Annotated in this window: 14 protein-coding genes; 11 read left to right on the top strand and 3 right to left on the bottom strand. The window is 62.9% G+C overall.

The annotated features are described in order from the left end of the window. Positions 1-463 precede the first annotated feature (463 nt). The 3 genes from CRO48_RS02730 to CRO48_RS02720 are packed head-to-tail and all read left to right on the top strand — an operon-like array spanning position 464 to position 3,866. Positions 464-1,588 carry a hypothetical protein gene (locus tag CRO48_RS02730; RefSeq protein ID WP_141402004.1) on the top strand — a complete coding sequence of 375 codons (1,125 nt, stop codon included), beginning with the start codon at positions 464-466 and terminating at the stop codon, positions 1,586-1,588. Continuing rightward, a complete protein-coding gene (locus tag CRO48_RS02725) occupies positions 1,585-3,240 on the top strand; it encodes a GumC family protein (RefSeq protein WP_097136196.1) in 1,656 nt (551 codons plus the stop codon). The genes CRO48_RS02730 and CRO48_RS02725 overlap by 4 nt, the downstream gene beginning before the upstream one ends. Next, the gene (locus CRO48_RS02720) at positions 3,237-3,866 is read left to right on the top strand and encodes a cellulose synthase operon protein YhjQ/BcsQ (RefSeq protein WP_097136195.1); all 630 of its coding nucleotides are present in this window, start codon (positions 3,237-3,239) and stop codon (positions 3,864-3,866) included. The genes CRO48_RS02725 and CRO48_RS02720 overlap by 4 nt, the downstream gene beginning before the upstream one ends. On the opposite strand, the gene rfbG is transcribed toward CRO48_RS02720, so the two are convergent. The 3 genes from rfbG to CRO48_RS02705 are packed head-to-tail and all read right to left on the bottom strand — an operon-like array spanning position 3,850 to position 6,715. Then, the gene (gene rfbG, locus CRO48_RS02715; RefSeq protein ID WP_097136193.1) at positions 3,850-4,974 is read right to left on the bottom strand and encodes a CDP-glucose 4,6-dehydratase; all 1,125 of its coding nucleotides are present in this window, start codon (positions 4,972-4,974) and stop codon (positions 3,850-3,852) included. The genes CRO48_RS02720 and rfbG overlap by 17 nt on opposite strands. 2 nt (positions 4,975-4,976) lie before the next feature. Next, on the bottom strand, positions 4,977-5,906 hold the full coding sequence (locus tag CRO48_RS02710; RefSeq protein WP_097136192.1) for an NAD-dependent epimerase/dehydratase family protein: 930 nt from the start codon (positions 5,904-5,906) through the stop codon (positions 4,977-4,979). After that, positions 5,903-6,715 carry a sugar phosphate nucleotidyltransferase gene (locus CRO48_RS02705; RefSeq protein ID WP_097136191.1) on the bottom strand — a complete coding sequence of 271 codons (813 nt, stop codon included), beginning with the start codon at positions 6,713-6,715 and terminating at the stop codon, positions 5,903-5,905. The genes CRO48_RS02710 and CRO48_RS02705 overlap by 4 nt, the downstream gene beginning before the upstream one ends. A gap of 19 nt (positions 6,716-6,734) precedes the next feature. On the opposite strand from CRO48_RS02705, the gene CRO48_RS02700 reads away from it, so the two are divergent. From CRO48_RS02700 to CRO48_RS02665, 8 genes are all read left to right on the top strand, one after another. Next, entirely contained in the window at positions 6,735-7,967 is a 1,233-nt protein-coding gene (locus tag CRO48_RS02700; RefSeq protein ID WP_176526632.1) for a glycoside hydrolase family protein, read from the top strand. A gap of 152 nt (positions 7,968-8,119) precedes the next feature. After that, positions 8,120-8,935, top strand: coding sequence for a class I SAM-dependent methyltransferase (locus tag CRO48_RS02695; RefSeq protein ID WP_176526631.1), 816 nt, complete (start codon positions 8,120-8,122; stop codon positions 8,933-8,935). Beyond that, positions 8,929-10,164, top strand: a complete 1,236-nt coding sequence (locus CRO48_RS02690) for a glycosyltransferase (RefSeq protein ID WP_097136187.1) — start codon at positions 8,929-8,931, stop codon at positions 10,162-10,164. The genes CRO48_RS02695 and CRO48_RS02690 overlap by 7 nt, the downstream gene beginning before the upstream one ends. After that, positions 10,161-12,392 carry a sugar transferase gene (locus CRO48_RS02685; RefSeq protein WP_097136186.1) on the top strand — a complete coding sequence of 744 codons (2,232 nt, stop codon included), beginning with the start codon at positions 10,161-10,163 and terminating at the stop codon, positions 12,390-12,392. Before CRO48_RS02690 ends, CRO48_RS02685 begins: the two co-directional genes overlap by 4 nt. A gap of 495 nt (positions 12,393-12,887) precedes the next feature. After that, positions 12,888-14,033, top strand: coding sequence for an MHYT domain-containing protein (locus tag CRO48_RS02680; protein WP_097136185.1), 1,146 nt, complete (start codon positions 12,888-12,890; stop codon positions 14,031-14,033). Positions 14,034-14,197: 164 nt separating this feature from the next. After that, positions 14,198-15,052 (top strand): FAD binding domain-containing protein, encoded by an 855-nt coding sequence (locus CRO48_RS02675; RefSeq protein ID WP_097136184.1) that lies wholly within the window; start codon positions 14,198-14,200, stop codon positions 15,050-15,052. 12 nt (positions 15,053-15,064) lie between these two features. After that, entirely contained in the window at positions 15,065-15,556 is a 492-nt protein-coding gene (locus tag CRO48_RS02670; protein ID WP_097136183.1) for a (2Fe-2S)-binding protein, read from the top strand. Continuing rightward, positions 15,553-17,973: an aerobic carbon-monoxide dehydrogenase large subunit gene (locus tag CRO48_RS02665; RefSeq protein WP_097136181.1), complete on the top strand. Its 2,421-nt coding sequence runs from the start codon at positions 15,553-15,555 to the stop codon at positions 17,971-17,973. Before CRO48_RS02670 ends, CRO48_RS02665 begins: the two co-directional genes overlap by 4 nt. Positions 17,974-18,011 lie beyond the last annotated feature (38 nt).

The raw sequence follows: 18,011 nt of genomic DNA, 5'->3' as shown, positions 1-18,011 counted from the left end.
AAGAGTGCTTTTCGATCGACCGTTTTTGCCGGACGGGTTGACCTGCGGCGCAATCCGTTCGACAGTTTGCGCAGCAGAGTGCGAGGCACATCTGTACAGACGCATCAGCGGCGAGATGGCCCGGCTTGATGGTAGGCTTCCAGGTGAGGCGGCAAAGGCCGGGCGCAGGCCAATTCGGTAGCGGAATGCCGACAGCGTTGATTTCAGAAGCTTGAGTTTCGGTGGGCTGGGCTGCGGGAGCGTCGTGCGTATTCAGGTCTTTGCATTCGGGGATGGGGATCCAGATCACGTGATGGCGAAATGTAAGCCTGGTTGGTGACAATGCACTGAAGCGACTGAAGGAGGCGTAGTGAGCCGTCTGTCGCAGGTCTTTTGCCCTATCTTTCTTGTGTTCGCGGTCCTCGCGAATGCGTCGTCGCGCGCCCAAGACATGGAGCCACTCCCGATCGGGGAAGGCGATCGCGTGAGGCTGAAGGTCATCGGCCAACCTGACCTGTCCGATGTCTTCGAGATCGGCCGCGGCGGCCAGCTGTCGCTGCCGGGACTTGGAACCCTTACGGGCTTGCGCGACCTGGAGCAGACCCGCAAGGAGATCGGTGTGCTGATCGACCGGAAGTTCGGTCTCTCAGAGACGGCGTTCTCGCTGACGATCGATCGGCTGCGGCCGGTCATCGTCGGCGGCAACGTTTCCCGACCGGGCGAGGTCGCCTTCACGCCGGGCATGCGTGTGGCGCACGCGCTGGCGCTGGCAGGCCAGGGCCGTCGCGCGAACGACGACCTCTCGATAGAACTGCAGATCAACGAGGGCAGGGAACGCCTGATCAGCGCGAAGGCCAGGCTTGCGCGCGCGCTCGTCAAGGAGCAGCGGCTTGTCGCCGAGATGCGGCGCTCGCAGGCGGTCGATTTGCCCGCCGAGGCGAAGGAACTGATCGGCGAGAAAGAAGCGGGGCTGCTGTTTGCGACCGAGCGGCGCACGCTGGCTGCGCGGCTCGAAAATCGTGCGATCGCACTTCGGCGGATCGACGCTTCTGCGCAGATCAATCGCGAGGACATCAGTTCGCAGGAGGCCGTATCGCAGTCCCTGCGAACGCAACTGGAACTGGTTCAGGGCGATCTGAAGCGCCTGGAACCCCTGTTTGCCGATGGCAGCATAACCTCCAGCCGCATTCTCGAACTTCGCCGCGACTATGTCGAGATACAGGGACAGGTGGGCCAGACGGTCGCCTCGCTGGCCCAGGCGAGGGCGCGCCAGGCCGTGCTCTCCGAGGAAAGTGCCGCATACGATCTTCAGCTTCGCCTCGAGCTTCTAGGCGAGGTGGCCGGCGTACAGTTCGAGATTCTCGATGCCCGGGCTTCGATCAAGACCATATCGAGCTCGCTCGAGGCGGCGGGGGCGGAATTACCCGCTACCGATATGGCATCGCCAGCTTCCTGCCGGCTTACACTGCTGCGAGACACAGGAGCACCCACGCCGACCTTGATGGCGGCCGACCCGCTGACCAGGCTTCAACCCGGCGATCTCGTCTTCGTCGGACGGACAAGCACCAGGTGCCCGACATTGGCAGAGGTGCGGGGGGCGGTCCAATGAACCAGTACCGCGCCAGCGAGATCGGCCGGCGGGCCGAAACGGACGCTCACCGGACGCCACAGCAGGAGGACGGCCGGACAGTCACCAATGCCCGTTCAAGCGTCGTATGGACGCCGCCGGATGTGCTCAAGCTTTTGACCGCGCTGGCCCACAACTGGATATGGATCGCCATTGCGCCAGTGATCGCGGTACTGGCCAGCATCATCTATCTGTTATTGATCAACCCCACCTACGACGTGGGCGCACAGCTGATGCTTCGCTTCGGCAACGAGCTGTCAGCGCCGCCGACCGTCTCGACGCAGACGACGCAGCAGGTCATCCCGATCTCCAAGCGCATCGAGGACATCACTGCCGAGGTCCAGATCATGAAGGATCCGGGCATTGTCCGAGCGGTGGTAGAGGGGCTGGGGGAAGATTTCTTCTACGGGGAAGACCAGGCGGTGACGTTCGTCCAGAAGGTCAAGCGGTTCGTCAAGCATACGGTCAACTATGTCAAGGAGCAGGTTCGCGGCCTTCTGGTGAGGATCGGTATCCTGCCAGAGTTGAGCAAGCTCGACATGGTGACCGTCGCCCTGCAGCGCTATCTGTCGATTTCCCACGTTACGCGTTCAGACGTCATCGAATTGCAGTTGTCCTATCCCGATCCGCGAAGAGGAGAGGAGCTGCTGCGCCGCTTCATCGCCACCTACATGGCCAAGCGAGAGGATATCTACACCGACGACCGTGTCCCGCACTTTTTTGCAAGCGAGCTTGCAAAGCTGGACAAGGCGCTGCTGGTGGCGGAAGACAGCTACAGCACGGAACGACAGAAACTGTCGGCGTGGTCGATTGACGACCAGAGGAGCCTGGCGGTGCAGCGGCGCGAACAGCTTATACGCGCGCTGCAGGATGCAGGATCGACGGTGGAGGCGGCCAATGCCCGCATCGGAGAGATCAATCGGCAGCTTGCGGCTCTGCCCGAACGGATACCCTCTTCCACCTCTCAACGACCGAACGCATTGCGTGAGGCTCTGGAACTCAAGCAGTTCGACATCAGGTTGCAGGTCCAGTCGGAGAGCCGGCGTGCGGGACCGCGCTCGCCGCAGGTCGAAGGACTGTCGGAGCAGATCAAGGATCTCGACAGCTATCTTTCGGATCAACCCGCCCGTGTCCCTGGCGAAGCGGTGACGGTGCCGAATCCGTTACGCGAGGCTCTTCTCAAGGATCGTGCCGAGGCCCTTCTCCAATCGGCTTCGACGGAGCGAAAGGCTGCTTCCCTCGCGCGCGATCTGGCAAAGGCGGAAGATGAGCTGAAGTCGATCGAGGAAGCGGCTTTGTTACTCAGCCGGAAGCTGCGCGACGTCGAACGCCTCCGCCTGACGCAGCAGCGGTTCCAGCAAGGGAGCGACGATGCGCGCATCGCGCAGGAGATCGCAGCCGCGCAAATCTCCAATGTTGTCGTCATCGCTGAGCCGCAGGCTGGCGTCACGCCGGCCTCGTCCCGGATGCGGCTGCTGATGCTGGCGGCCGGTCTTTCCGTGCTTGCCGCCTGCGGCGTCGTCCTGCTGCTCGATGCGCTGAGACCAAAGGTGAGAACCGACCAGGATGTTTCCGGCCTTGTCGACGGTCACACGATTGTCCGCGCGATCGGCGAGCGCGGGGCCGGTCGATGACGCCGCTTGTCCGTTCCGAGCTTATCGTCAACGACGCAGCGCGTCTGCTGGCCGATCTGGGGCGCGGCGAAGGGCGGCAGAGCTTTCTCGTAACAGGCTGCGTGGGTGGAGAAGGCGCGACAACGCTTGCGATCGCACTTGCGCGCGCCGCCCGCAAACTCAATGGCGCAAAGGCACTTTTGATCGATGCCGATCTAGCAACGTCCGACCTGACCCGCTTGGCCGGATCAGTCGACAAGTCCGGCTTGAGGCAGCTTCGGGACAAACCCGATCTCTATCCGCAAGCGGTGGTCCAGGTCGGCAGTGATCTCGACATACTGCCAGCCGGCAGCAGGCCGGGCGCCGGTATGAGCGAACTGGTTGCCGCCGGCGTGCTCGAGACAATGATGTCGGCGGCACTCAGGGAGTATCGCTATGTCTTCTGGGACACCCATGCCCTCGGTCGCTCCGCCGATACGGGACTTTTGATGACTGTCGTACCGAGCGTCATTCTCGTCACGGAATCAGACGTGACACGGATGGACCACTTGAGCAGTCGCTTGGCCGAAATCGCGAATGGGCGCGCGCATGCCGTCGCTGTACTGCGCAACCGGGCGGGGCGCCGGCCTTTCAGTGCTGGCCCATAGGCGCTGAGGCGCGGAGAGCCAGGACGGGGCTCGACCGCCGGTAGCTCTCCAGTTGCTCCAGCGAGAAACGCCGCATGTCGGTGCCTTGCTCAAGCCAGGCGCGGTACCAGTCGGCCGTCCTGGCGATCGCTTCGCGGGTGTTCCAGCCTGGCCGCCAGGATAGCTGCCTCAGGGCGAGGCCTGAATCGACCCGCAACGTCGAGGCCTCTCCCGCAGTCTTCTCCCTGATCAGCAGGCGGGTCCGGTGCGAGGGCATGGCGTCGAGGAACAGGGTGGCGATCTGCGCCACATCCGGCGGTTCCATTTCGTCCGGGCCGAAGTTTACCGCCCCAGGAGATGAGGCGGGGTCGTCGACCAGCGCGCCGGCGAGACAGAGATACCCGCCAATAGGTTCCAGAACGTGCTGCCACGGCCTGATCGCGCTTGGCTGGCGGATTTCCTGATCGCGCCCATCGGCGATCGCGCGGACGAGATCCGGAATGAGACGGTCCGCGGCCCAGTCGCCCCCGCCGATAACGTTTCCGGCACGCGCTGCGGCGATCGCCGGCCGGTTCGGCGATTGAGCGCCTTCGTGAAACGCCTCGGACCGGTAGGCCATCGTCACGATCTCTGCTGCGGCTTTGCTTGCGCCATAGGGTTCGTGTCCGCCGAGCGCGTCGGTTTCGCGGAACCGCCGCACGGCGCCGTTGTTGTGGTAGACCTTGTCGCTGGTGACGACGACCACCGCCCGGACGGACGGAACCTTCCGCGCCGCCTCCAGCACCGACACGGTGCCGAGCACGTTGGCTGCGAACGTCTCGTAGGGCTGCCTGAAGCCCTGCCGGACGATCGGCTGTGCCGCGAGATGGAATATGACGCTTGGCCGGGCGGTCGTGATGACCGACAGGACCTTCTCAGCGTCAACGATATCGCCACGCTTGTCAGTCAGTTCAGCGCCGAGCGCCATCAGTTCGAACGCGCCCGGCGCCGTCGGAACGCGATCGCTGAAGCCAGTGACCTTTGCCCCCATTGCCAGCAGCCAGAGACACAGCCAGGAGCCCTTGAAGCCCGTATGTCCGGTGACGAGGACGGATCGGTCGCGAAACAACTGCTCGATGGTCTGGCCCATGCCTATTCCGCCTCCATCGCCTTCTTGATCCTCGACAGTCCTTCCGTCATCGATATCTTCTGATTCCAGCCGAGCGTTTCCCGGAGGCGGGCGGAACTGGAGAACCGCCGTGAGGTTTCGCCGGGTGCGTCGTCGGAGATTTCCGGTTCTAGGTCGTCTCTGCCGAACACGTCGAGCGTCAGCCGGGCAATCGCATGTGTGGTCATCGCCGGCTCGCCGGACACGTTGAACGCCTCGCCCCGTACGCCCGGCTCGGCGGCGTGTTCAGCCAGCAGTCGAAGGGCTGCGATGCAGTCGTCGACATGAAGGAGGCTGCGAACGGCGCGGCCGCCACCACGCAGGCGCGGGGCGCGGCCGTGGCGGATGGCGTCAAGCGTTCCGGGGAGGATGCGCGCCTGATTTTCGTCGCCGTAACCATAGACGTTGCCCAGGCGCGCGACGACGACCGGCAGGCCGAATTGCGCATAGGCGCGTGCCGCGGCGTCCGCCATCAGCTTGGAGACTTCGTACGGTCCGAGCGCATCGAGGGCATGCGCTTCAGTCGCTGGCGCGTGACCGGTTTCGCCGTAGAGGGCGTCGGTGGAGGCCACCACGGTTCTTGGCGAAACCGGCATGTTGCGCACAACGTCCAGCAGCTGCCACGTCTGCCGGGCATTCGTTTCAAAGGCCAGAAGCGGGTTTTCCCGCGCGTAGCCAACCTGGCTCATGCCGGCCAGATGAAACAGGGTCTCGGGCCGGCACCTCCTTGCAACTTCGGCGATGTCGTGATCGATAACGACCTCGACGAGAGGCTGGGCATCCAGGCCGAGCCTGTTGAACAGTGTCGACGGCGGCCGGCGCATCTGGGCGACGACGCGATAGCCATCATCGGCAAGGGCCCTCGTCAGCCAGCTGCCGACAAAGCCCGATGCACCGGTGACGAGCACACTCATGGCGCTGGTCCCGACGCAGTCCTCGTCCAGGGTGCGCCGCCGCGTTCGAACATTTCATTAAGCGCGCGGTAGTCCTTGAACGTATCCATGCACTGCCAGAAGCCGCTATGCTCGAACACCTTCAGTTCGCCGTCGCCCGCAAGCCGGCGAAGCGGTTGCTGCTCCAGAATGCAATCGGTTTCCGCCGACAGGTATTCCAGGAATCGCCGCTCGAAGATGAAGAAGCCGCCGTTGATCATGGCGCTGACCTGGGGCTTCTCGATGAACGAACGCACCGTATCGCCTTCCAGCACCATTTCGCCGAACTGAGAGTGTGCCCGTACGCCTGTGACAGTGCCAATCTTCCCGTGCGAGCGATGGAACGCCAGCAGCCTTCCGAGGTCAATGTCGGCAAGTCCGTCGCCGTAAGTCAGCAGGAAGGTTGGTGTATCGATATACTGGGAGACGCGTTGTATGCGCGCGCCTGTCTCGGTCTTGTGTCCGGTCTCGGCGAAGGTTATGTCCCAGTCGAGCGGTGTCGCTCCTCCCAGGAGTGTTTGTGTTCCATGCTCGAGGTCGAGCCTCAGGTCGGACTCGCGAATGTCCCGGCCGAGAAAATAGTCCTTGATCATTGCCCCGCGGTAGCCGAGGCACAGAATGAAGCGCCGGAACCCATGACGGGCGTAGATGCGCATGATGTGGAGGAGCATCGGTTCGCCGCCGATCTCCAGAAGCGGCTTCGGCACGTTCTGCGTTGCCTGTCCGAAGCGGGTGCCTTCGCCGCCGCAAAGGATGACGACTGGATAATCTCTGACCTCTCGTTCGCTCACGGGCTGGCTCCCCCGGCTCTTGGAGTCGTTTTGTTCGTACAGAGATGCAGGATATGCTAATTTAGCTTATGTTGACCATTCGGGATGCATGGGGCACTCTATAACAATATCTATTCCCCGTGTAGTAGATCCAGAATACGAGCACTCCGCATTTTTCGTCTCCGGAAAGAGATACGAGATGCTGAAGAAAGTTCTTGTTTGGACGGGCGTAGCATTCGCCGGCATCTTCGCAGGTGCCGGCCTTCAATCTATGCTTGAAGGCCATGCGCCGCTGTTCAAGAACGAAGTGGCGGCCGAAGAAAATTTCGCAGGCCTGGCGAAGTCCGAATGGTATTACAGGGGAAGCGTGATCGCTTCCGATCCCTCGATCGTGAAGACAAATGACGGATACGTCATGTTTTATACCGATCTCGATGCCGGCAAGGGCCGCACTGTCATTGCAAAGGCATCCTCGCCGGACGGGCAGGACTGGAAGACGTCAGGTTCCTTCGACGGTGTCAACGGTGTGGTTATGGCCGGGCGAAGCGGCCAGTGGGACGAGAACGTCGAGTCTGCTGCAGTTGTCCGGCAGGACGACCGGTGGTTGCTCTATTTTTCCGGATATCGGGACAACGGCAATCCCACCCGCGGCTTCCCGGCCGCTTTATGGCTTGCCACCTCCAAGGACGGAGGTGCCTTCGAACGTTTGTCTAGCGACCCGATCATGACGCCTACGAAAGGATGGTATGACAACGACGCCATCTATAGTCCGACTGTACTTCTGGATGATGGCGTATTCCATATGGTGTATGTCGGCCATTCATATACAGACTTTTCCGCCATAGGTGCCGGCGGGGTATACTTGCTGAGCGCGACGTCGACGGACGGCGTCAGTTGGACGAAAGGGGAAAAGCCGATTGCGGGTCCCGGCCAGTTCAACGACTGGCGCAAGGACGGGATCGCTGAACCCTATCTCGTCAAGCGGGGACCTGACGAGTATCTCCTTTTCTATACCGGGCTGAGCGGAGAAGAACGGGAGATCGGCGTTGCGACGGGCAGTTCGCCGGAGGGGCCGTGGGATTTCGGCTCCGGCCCTATCGTCAAGCGGGGGCCGCCGGGCGCTCCTGACGAGCATCAGGTGCTCGCGCCTGCGGCCTTGGTGGAAAACGGACGCCTCAGGCTGTGGTATCTGGCTGCAAACAAGAGCGAAGCTCTTTCGATCGGCCAGGCCGACGGATCGCTCAACGAAGCCCTGTCCGCCAGCGGACACTAGACCATTTTCGAGACTGCGCGGCAGATTGACCGCGAAGACAGCCGGACAACCGGAGACGCGAAGCCCTTTCGCTTTCAGGAAAAAAACGAAGCGCGTCAGCGCAGCACTAGCCATTGGCATTTTCGAGTCCGAGGCCACATCGGAGGCGCAAAGTGACGATACCGGATCGCGAAGCTGACTTCTGGGACAAAGTGGTCGAACGATCGGCTGCCGATGAGCAGGCGTTGCGGATATTACCCGACGATCTGTGCGATCCCGCTGTTCCCTGGTTCAAGCATCTAGATCTCGACTGCTTCGTGGCAGCGGTTTTGGCCCACATCGATCCGAAGCCCGGGATGCGCATCCTGGATCTTGGATGCGGCAGGGGATTCTTGTCGGTCGCGCTCGCGCATCGTGGTGCGGTGGTGGAGGGGGTCGACATCTCGCCGCGCTCCATTGGCTACAGCATTCGGCGCGCCGAGACATCCGGCGTTTCCGATCGCACCACCTTCACCGTGATGGACTGCAAGGATCTGACCTTCGAAGACGAGAGCTTCGACGCTGTCTGCGGAGGGTTTGTCCTGCATCACCTGGACCTCGAAAATGCGGCACGCGGCGTCGGACGCGTTCTCAAGCCGGGCGGCAAGGCCGCCTTCATCGAGACAATGGGCCTCAACCCGCTGCTGATGCTCGCACGCGCGACGCTTCCGGGACGTCTGAGCATACAGAAGGAATCCAGCGACGACGAATATCCCCTCGACCATGCCCGACTTGCGAAACTGCAAGCCAGTTTTCCCGGCCGTGTGCGGACGTCCTTTCCCCAGATCGTATTTCTCCGGATGGGGGGCTATCTGCCTTTCCTGGACAATCGGTGGGGCATCGGCCTCATGACGGGACTGGATCACCTGATCGCGCGTGCACCCGCGCTCGGGTCGTTGAGCTACTACGGTCTTGTCACGATGGATCGCGGGAGCAAGACGGAATGCTGATCCCGGAAGCCGAAACAGAGCGCGGTCCGAAAAGCGGCCGGGCTGCCAGGATATGCGGTGCCGACGGCATGCCGCTCGATATCGTTTGTATCGCGACATCGAATTGGGGGGTCGTGAAGTCCAATCCCGACTACACCATCCTCGGCCTGGCCGCACGCGGTCACAGGGTGCTGGTGGTGGAGCCGTTCGAATCCGTGTCATCGGTCTTTCGCATGGCGCGCATTCAAAGCCGCGGAGTCGGCGGGGAATGGGGTTTGCGGCCGGTGGCGGACGGAATATGGGCATATCGGCCGAGGCCCTTCGCAATGCCCGGTCAGTCGCGAACCCCTGTCGCCGCGCATCTCAGCGGGCGCCTGCTCGCAGCGCTTGCACGACGCGAGGCGCGGCGGCTCGGCTTTCGCAAGATCTGCCTGTGGACCTTCATGTACAATTCCGGGGCGTTGCTGGAGGCCTTTCCGGCCGGACTGAAGATCTATGAAAACGGCGACGACGACGCCGCCCTTGCCAGTACGGACGCGCAGAGGCGGACGGTGCGGCAGCTGGATGCGGAAACCTGCCGCGCATCGGATCTGGTCTTTGCCGTTACCGAGGAACTGTGCAAGCCCCGCCGCTTAAGCAATCCCGCGACGTTTGAGGTCAACTGCGCCGCCGATGTCGGATTCTTCGGCTCCGCCCTCAACCCGGCAACGCCGGTGCCGGAATCGATCGCCCACTTGCCGAGGCCGGTGATCGGTTACGTCGGCGGCCTCGACCCGTGGAAGATCGACGTCCCGCTGCTCGTCTCCATGGCAAGGCTGCGTCCGACATGGTCCATCGTGCTCGTCGGCTATGTCTGGTTCGGCTTTGACCGCTCGGTGTTCGACGACGTGCCCAACATCCATGTCCTCGGCCCGCAGGCCTATGCCGACCTGCCAGGCTTCATGAAGGGAATGGATGTCGGCATCATGCCGTTTCCCCTCAACGACATCACGCGCAACGGCGATGCGCTAAAGTGCTACGAGTATCTCGCCGCCGGGCTGCCCGTCGTCGGTCGCGACGTTCCCGTCGCTAGGCGCCATTCGGAGCTGGTCGCCATTGCGGATACGCCGGACGCCTTCGTCGCCGCCTGCGAGGCGGTGCTTGCCGACGCGACGACGAGCCCGGCCGGTCGCCATGAAGCGATGCTGGCGCACGACTGGTCGCGCCGTGTCGAGCAAAAGATCGAGATCATAAGCGAGTTCATGCGATGACAGCTGTCGACGTATCGATACTGATCGTCAGCCACGGCCACGGGGCGCTTGTGCGTGATTGCCTGTCGACGATCGGAGCCGGCATGGTGGGGATGACCTACGAGGTCATCCTGGTAGACAATCTCAACGAGGCCGACTTCCTCACAAAGGTCGGGGGAAACCGGCCGGAGATGACGGTGGTGCAGAATGCCGAACGGCTCGGTTTCGGCGCGAACGTCAACAAGGCTGCGCGCATTGCGGACGGGCGCGTCCTGCTTATCCTCAATCCCGACACGAAATATCACGCGGGCCGCGTCGCCGATGCGGTCCGGTTCCTTGAGGATGACATATCGATCGGTGTCGTCGCCGCCCGCCTCCTCAACGTCGACCTTACCGATCAGCGCAACTTCCGCTCCTTTCCGTCGATGTGGATCGCCGTCTTGCGCGGTTTCGGAGCCGACGACTGGCGTCGCCGGCCGGCATTCTATCGCCGGAGCCTGCTGGAGGGCGTTCCCCTCGATGGCCCCACGAAGGTCGACTGGGTCTACGGCTCCTTCATGCTCATCCGCAAGTCGGTGTTCGAGGCCTTCGGTGGTTTCGACGAGGGCTTCTACATGTACTACGAGGACGTGAACCTGTGCTTCCGGCTGCGGAAGGCGGGGCTTTCCACCTTCGTCTATCCGGGCCTTGAGTTCGTCCACCACCATCTGCGCACGAGTTCGGAATCTGCGACCGGAAGCCATCGCAAGTACCACGTCAACAGCCTGGCGCGCTACTTATGGAAATCGAACGGGTTTCTCACCAGTCCCCGCATGCCTTGCGATGCAGGAGTGCCGAGCAGACGAGCGGCGATGGCAGGCGGTGTGCCGGAGGCTGCAGCCAATCCGCTGGCGCTCGTTGTGTCACCCTCTTCGATGCGTCCGTTTGTGCAACTGGCCTTCCTGGCCGCAGTCGCGGGCAGCACAGTCGTCGCGTCGGCACTGGCCTGGAACCTTGTAGTTGCAGGCGGCATGGCGGCCGGCGCGATGGACCGTGTGACATGGCTGATCGCTGCCAGCTACATCGCCTGCATCATCATCGCCGAATTCATGCTGAAGGAATTCGATCCGACCCGGTTGGGAGACGCCCATGCCCGCGTCATAGGTGTCGTCGAATCGAGCATCATTGCCGCTTTCCCGGTGGCCCTGTTCGTCGTCGCATCCGGCAATCTCACCGATCGAAAGCATGAACTGTTTCTCATGATGCTGGTTGGCGTTGCGCTTCTGTTCAACGCTGCGACCGCCCTCGTTTTCGCCAGGCTGATCTCGTCGGAAGGGGCGCGGATAGGTCTGGTCGTCGATCAGGCATCGGCTGCCCCGCCCAAGGCGCCTGAATTGCCGATCGGGCTTCAGATCGTCTCCCTCATCATCCCGATGGGCGGAGTGGGGATGGCGAGCGTTCGCAACAGGATCGCCGATGCGATCCGGTCCCAAGCGATTGATCACCTCCTTCTCGTGACCGGCAGGACAAGCGGTGCGGACGCGCTCCAGCTGGTGCACGACCTGTCGATGTTCGACATACCGATGTGGCATGCCCAGGTCGGCGAAGACAACTCCGTCGATCTCGTCCAGTTGAAGGCGCAGCTGCGCAGTCGCACGCGCGAAGGGCTCAAGCGCGGCTTCGACCTCATCTTTGCCATTGCCGCCCTCACCGTTCTCTTCATCCCGATGCTTGTCATCGCCGCCGCGATCAAGCTGGAGGATTCAGGCCCGATCTTCTTCGGTCAGCCGCGCCTCGGACGCAACCAGGTGCCCTTCATGATGCTGAAATTCCGCTCGATGTATGTTTCACAGGCAGACGTGCGTGGTGACCAGCTGACGGCGCGCGGCGACGCGCGCATCACGCGTGTGGGCGCATTCCTGCGGCGGACCTCGCTGGACGAACTGCCTCAATTTATCAACGTGATCAACGGCGACATGTCGATCGTCGGCCCGCGGCCGCTGCCGATCGGCTTTCATTTCAAGGGCAAGCCGTTCGAACACATGATCCCGAACTGGCATCACCGCCACCGGGTCCGACCGGGTATCACCGGCCTCTCACAGCTGAAGGGATTGCGCGGCACGCCCGAGGAAATCTTCGAGGCCTGCGAAATGATGAAACTACGGGCCAAATACGACAATCTTTACATCGATCACTGGTCGATCTGGATGGATTTCCGGATCGTTATCATGACCGTCGTCAGCGGCGCATTCATGTCCAGTGCCTATTGACGCTGTCGCCGGACTGGTCCGTCTCCGGTTGACGTCGAAGCGTTAGCGGTAGGGCCGCGGGCACTGCCGGAGGCCGCGGCTGGCCGAGAAATCCTCGGGGATTTTTGCCTGGGGCGGGTGGCACGAGATCTTCTCGGTTACTGGACGTCCCCGTACATCCCTACCGATCGCGGTCGTTCCTGAACCGGCAACTGCTCTCGGTCCGTGGGCAAAATCCGGGTTCCTTTGCCGACGTGCCGCAGCTTGCAGGTCACCACGTCCTGTCCGACGGTAGCACAGCGTGGAATGTTACGACGGCAGCTCTCTTGTCGGGACCACACGGATGAGAGAGCCCGACTGGCTTCGACCAGCCGGCGCCAACCATTCGCGCGGCCCGAACCGCCCAGGATCATCGGGAAATGACCGGACTGAGATATTTGTCCGGCAGATGACGCTACCGGTAAAGCTTGCTAGTTTGGCTGGCACATTGTCTCTTAAATAGGCGATACTCGCTTCATGCTGGCACCTACCTACGATCTTGTTCTGGTGTTTGCGTCCATCGCGGTCTCCATCATGGCCTCGTTCACGGGACTGACATTGACGCGGGGAATCAATGCGCTGCCCGACTTCAGGCGAAAGTTCATGATCGTGATGGCGTCGATGGCGCTTGGCGGCGGCATCTGGTCGATGCATTTCGTCGCCATGCTGGCCATGCGCCTGCCGGTGCCGATCAGCTACGACGCGATCAACACGCTCGGCTCGGCGCTGATCGCCGTCCTGATGTGCGGGATCGCCTTTCTGGTCATGCACTATGCCGGACGGACCTGGACACACACCGCGATTGCCGGCGCCATCCTCGGCAACGGCATCGTTGCCATGCACTATGTCGGCATGTCCGGCATCCGCGGCTGCCTGCCGACCTTCGATCCACAGGGGGTGGTGCTCGCCATCACCGGCGCGACGATCATGGGGATCCTGGCGCTGCGCATCTCCTATTCCAGGCGGACGACCGGCGGCATCTTCATCGGCGCCGTCACGTTTGGACTGTCGGTAGTGCTCGTCCATTTCGTCGCCGTCGGCTGGACCGGGTTCCGCATCGGCGGCGGTTCGGGGGACGTGGCGCCGATCATCGACAACGGCGTGCTGGCGCTGCTCGTGATGCTGTCGGCCTTCGTGATCTGCGGCACCTTCCTGCTGACGGCGACCAACTTCGTTCTGACCGGGGAGAAAGCGCCAGCCGCGACGGCGACCGCGCCGCCTCCGGCCGTTGCCGCAGCAGCGGTCGTTCCCACTCACTTCAAGGCTCCGGCGGACGGCCATCTGCCGGAAAACAGCCGCCTGCCTTACGAGCGCGACAAGCGCATCCATTTCATCGAGCCCTCGAAGATCGCCGCGATCCGCGCCGAGGGGCATTATTCGATCATCTACACCGCCGACGAAAAGCTGTTCTGTCCTTTGTCCATATCGGCCGTCGAGAAAAGGCTCGACCCGCAGCACTTCGTCCGCACCCACCGCAGCTATCTCGTCAACATCGAACAGGTGGCTGCCTTCGAACGCGCCAAGGACAACGGCCGATGTCTTTTCGAGGGCGTCGCCGCCCTCAAGTCCGCGCCCGTCAGCCGCGCCTTCGTGCCGCGCGTCCGCAGCGCGCTCAGCATCTAGGGCAGGACTGAATTCAAGTGCTTTCGCGTTTCGTGCAGCTATTTCGCATTTCGTGCAGAACCGTTCGCGCCCAGGGCGTTTGACGTTGCGGCAGGCCGAACGGGGTTCATCATTTCTTTTCAGAGGCGTGCCTGCCGGCGCGCTTCGTTTCTGGGAGGAAATCGATGATACCGGCACCTTTTGACTATCACCGCCCGGACACCGTCGAGGCGGCGGTGAAACTGATGGCCGATCTCGGCGACAGCGCCCGCGTGATTGCCGGCGGCCACAGCCTCATTCCCCTGATGAAGATGCGCATGACCGATATCGCGCATCTGGTGGACCTGCAAAAGATCGGCGCGCTGAAGGGGATCGCCATCGACGGCGACACCGTGACGATCGGCGCGATGACCACCCAGCAAGAACTGATCGGGAATGCCGCGCTCGCCGGTGCCGCCCCGATTATCCGCGAGGCGGCGCTGCAGATCGCCGACCCGCAGGTGCGCTACGTCGGCACGATCGGGGGCAATGTCGCAAACGGCGACCCCGGCAACGACATGCCAGGCCTCATGCAGTGTCTCGACGCCACCTACCATCTGCAGGGACCGGACGGCGCGCGCGAGATCAAGGCGCGTGACTTCTACGAGGCCGCCTATTTCACGGCCCGTGCGGACGACGAGATCCTGACGGCGATAAGCTTCCAGGCGCCGGCCGGCGGCCAGGCCTATGTCAAGCAGAAGCGCAAGACGGGCGACTATGCCACCGCGGCGGCATCGGTCATAATCGCGAAATCGGACGGCAACTGTTCCGCCGCGTCGATCGCGATGACCAATCTTTCCGATACGCCCGTCTGGTGCGAGGCGGCCGGGCAAGCGCTGGCCGGCTCCCCGCTCGGGGAGGCCGACGTCGAGAACGCGGTCAGGGCGATGCTGGCCGTCATCAATCCTCAGGACGACAACAAGGGACCGGCGGAATTCAAGCGCCATACCGCTGCCGTCATCCTGCGCCGCGCGATCGAACGTGCGGCGTCGCGCGCCTGAAAGGAGGATCTCATGGGCAAGATGCATATCAAGCTGACCGTCAACGGCAAGCCGGTCGAACTTCTCGCCGAGCCGCGCGAACTGCTGATCCACGTGCTCCGAGAGGAGCTTTCGATCACCGGACCGCACATAGGCTGCGAGACCACCCATTGCGGCGCCTGCACGGTCGACATGGACGGCAGGTCGGTGAAATCCTGCACGGTCTTTGCCGCTCAGGCTGACGGCGCCAACGTCACCACGATCGAGGGTCTCGGAACGCCGGACGGGCTGCATGTGCTGCAGACGATGTTCAAGGAACACCACGGTCTGCAATGCGGCTTCTGCACGCCGGGAATGATCACCCGCGCCTATCGCTTCCTCCAGGAAAATCCCGATCCGACCGAAGAGGAGGTCCGTTTCGGCATGTCCGGAAATCTCTGTCGCTGCACCGGCTACCAGAACATCGTCAAGGCGATCCTCGCTGCGGCGGCCGAGCTCAACGCGGTCAAGGAGGCGGCGCAATGAACGAGATGACACCCCCGAAAACCGAGCGCACAGCAGCCCTCAAGGGGCTTGGATCCGCCCGCAAGCGCGTCGAGGACGCGCGCTTCACCCAGGGCAAGGGTAATTATGTCGACGACATCAAGCTGCCCGGCATGCTGTTCGGCGATTTCGTTCGCAGCCCCTATGCCCACGCCCGCATCAAGTCGATCGATGCCGAAAAGGCAAAGGCGCTTCCCGGCGTGATAGCGGTTCTGACCGCCGCCGACCTGGCGCCGCTGAAGCTGCACTGGATGCCGACGCTCGCCGGCGACGTCCAGATGGTGCTCGCCGACGGCAAGGTGCTGTTCCAGGGGCAGGAGGTAGCCTTCGTCGTGGCCGAGAACCGCTATATCGCGGCAGACGCGGTGGAACTGGTCGAGGTCGACTACGAGGAACTTCCCGTCGTCGTCGATCCCTTCAAGGCGGAGGCGCCCGATGCGCCGGTATTGCGCGAGGATCTGGCCGGAAAGTCGGAGGGTGCGCACGGGCCACGGCGGCACCACAACCACATCTTTACATGGGAACAGGGCGACAGGGACGCGACCGAAAAGGTGCTCGCCTCTGCCGACGTCGTGGCGGAAGAGATGGTTTACTACCACCGCACCCATCCCTGTCCGCTGGAGACCTGCGGCTGCGTCGCCTCGATGGACAAGGTAAACGGCAAGCTGACCGTGTGGGGCACGTTCCAGGCGCCGCATGCGGTGCGCACCGTCGCCTCGCTGATTTCGGGCATCGCCGAGCACAATATCCGCATCATCTCGCCCGATATCGGCGGCGGTTTCGGCAACAAGGTCGGCGTCTATCCCGGCTATATCTGCTCCATCGTAGCGTCCATCGTCACCGGCGTTCCGGTGAAGTGGGTTGAGGACCGCATGGAAAACCTCATGGCGACCGCCTTTGCCCGCGACTACTGGATGAAGGGCAAGATCTCTGCGACCAAGGACGGCAGGATAACGGGGCTCTGGTGCCATGTGACTGCGGATCACGGCGCCTTCGACGCCTGCGCCGACCCGACCAAATTCCCGGCCGGGTTCTTCAACATCTGCACGGGCTCCTACGACATCCCGGTCGCCTATCTGGCGGTCGACGGCGTCTACACCAACAAGGCGCCGGGCGGGGTGGCCTATCGCTGCTCGTTCCGCGTGACGGAAGCGGCCTATTTCATCGAGCGGATGATCGAGGTGCTGGCCATCAGGCTCGGCATGGACTCAGCCGAACTGCGGGCGAAGAACTTCATCCGCAAGGACCAGTTTCCCTATCACTCGGCGCTGGGCTGGGAATATGATTCCGGCGACTACCACACCGCCTGGGACAAGGCCTTGAAGGCCGTCGACTATGAAGGATTGCGACGGGAGCAGGCCCAGAGGCTTGAGGATTTCAAGGCGGGCAAGACCCGGAAGCTGATCGGCATCGGGCTCACGCACTTCACCGAAATCGTCGGCGCCGGACCGGTCAAGAACTGCGACATCCTCGGTCTCGGAATGTTCGACAGTTGCGAGATCCGCATTCATCCGACGGGGTCGGCGATCGCGAGGCTCGGCACGATCAGCCAGGGCCAGGGACACGCCACGACGTTTGCGCAGATCCTCGCCTCGGAAATCGGTATTCCCGCCGACGACATCACGGTGGAGGAGGGCGACACGGATACCGCGCCCTACGGTCTCGGCACTTACGGCTCGCGCTCGACCCCAGTCGCGGGGGCTGCGACCGCCATGGCCGGCCGGAAGATCCGCGCGAAGGCGCAGATGATCGCGGCCTACCTGCTGGAGGTCCATGACGACGACGTGGAATGGGACATCGACCGTTTCGCGGTCAAGGGCGCGCCCGAACGGTTCAAGACCATGAAGGAGATCGCTTTTGCCGCCTACAACCAGGCGATCCCGGGCATCGAGCCGGGCCTGGAGGCTGTGAGCTACTACGATCCGCCGAACATGACCTATCCCTTCGGCGCCTATATCTGCGTGATGGAGATCGACGTCGATACCGGCGAGCACGAGATCCGGCAGTTCTACGCGCTGGACGATTGCGGCACCCGCATCAACCCCATGATCATCGAGGGCCAGGTGCACGGCGGCGCGACCGAGGGTTATGCCATCGCCATGGGCCAGGAGATCGCCTACGACGAGATGGGCAACGTGAAGACGGCCACGCTGATGGATTTCTTCCTGCCGACGGCCTGGGAGACGCCGCATTACACGACCGATTTCACCGTCACGCCTTCGCCGCATCATCCGATCGGCGCCAAGGGCGTGGGCGAGAGCCCGAATGTCGGTTCGGTGCCGGCCTTCTCCAATGCGGTGCACGACGCCTTCCGGGCCTTCGGGTTGACGCAGACGCACATGCCCCACGATCACTGGCGGATCTGGAGGACGGCGCACGAACTCGGCCTTCACGGCTGAGGACGCGGGAGGGCGGGTCGGTACGAGGCCGGCCCGCC

The organism is Rhizobium subbaraonis, from assembly GCF_900220975.1.
In the GTDB taxonomy this organism is placed as follows: Bacteria; Pseudomonadota; Alphaproteobacteria; order Rhizobiales; family Rhizobiaceae; genus Mycoplana; species Mycoplana subbaraonis.
Note: the sequence above shows the minus strand (reverse complement) of the source record. Positions and strands in the feature narration are given on the sequence as shown.

Bases quoted from the DNA above. Each gene is read 5' to 3' on its own strand.
- CRO48_RS02690 (WP_097136187.1), top strand. From the start codon at position 8,929: ATGCTGATCCCGGAAGCCGAAACAGAGCGCGGTCCGAAAAGCGGCCGG.
- CRO48_RS02670 (WP_097136183.1), top strand. From the start codon at position 15,065: ATGGGCAAGATGCATATCAAGCTGACCGTCAACGGCAAGCCGGTCGAA.
- CRO48_RS02675 (WP_097136184.1), top strand. From the start codon at position 14,198: ATGATACCGGCACCTTTTGACTATCACCGCCCGGACACCGTCGAGGCG.
- rfbG (WP_097136193.1), bottom strand. From the start codon at position 4,974: ATGGGCCAGACCATCGAGCAGTTGTTTCGCGACCGATCCGTCCTCGTC.
- CRO48_RS02720 (WP_097136195.1), top strand. From the start codon at position 3,237: ATGACGCCGCTTGTCCGTTCCGAGCTTATCGTCAACGACGCAGCGCGT.
- CRO48_RS02725 (WP_097136196.1), top strand. From the start codon at position 1,585: ATGAACCAGTACCGCGCCAGCGAGATCGGCCGGCGGGCCGAAACGGAC.
- CRO48_RS02685 (WP_097136186.1), top strand. From the start codon at position 10,161: ATGACAGCTGTCGACGTATCGATACTGATCGTCAGCCACGGCCACGGG.
- CRO48_RS02680 (WP_097136185.1), top strand. From the start codon at position 12,888: ATGCTGGCACCTACCTACGATCTTGTTCTGGTGTTTGCGTCCATCGCG.
- CRO48_RS02710 (WP_097136192.1), bottom strand. From the start codon at position 5,906: ATGAGTGTGCTCGTCACCGGTGCATCGGGCTTTGTCGGCAGCTGGCTG.
- CRO48_RS02665 (WP_097136181.1), top strand. From the start codon at position 15,553: ATGAACGAGATGACACCCCCGAAAACCGAGCGCACAGCAGCCCTCAAG.